The following is a 254-nucleotide window of genomic DNA, read 5'->3' as shown; positions in this document are numbered from 1 at the left end:
TTCGAAGAGCACGCTGCGCGCACGCCGGATAAGCCGGCGGTGCGTTTCGAAGACGCCGTGATGACTTACGGCGAGCTGGACGAGCGGGCGAACCGGTTGGCCCGCACGCTGCGCGCCGCAGGCGTTGGGCCGGACGGCAAGGTCGGCATCCTGGCCGAGCGGTCGATGGAGATGATCGTCGGCATCTACGCGATTCTGAAAGCCGGAGGCGCCTACGTGCCGATCGACCCCGAGTATCCCGAGGAGCGGATTCG

The 254-nt window shown here is 67.3% G+C and carries 1 protein-coding gene; it reads left to right on the top strand.

Going from position 1 to position 254, the window contains the following annotated elements; genetic code table 11:
* Window positions 1-254 (top strand): AMP-binding protein (locus AC3G2T_RS38930; protein ID WP_488438842.1); only part of this gene is annotated, 254 nt, incomplete at both ends.

The sequence above is a fragment of the Paenibacillus sp. sgz302191 genome (genome assembly GCF_057749925.1).
This window is presented reverse-complemented; position numbering and strand designations above follow the sequence as displayed.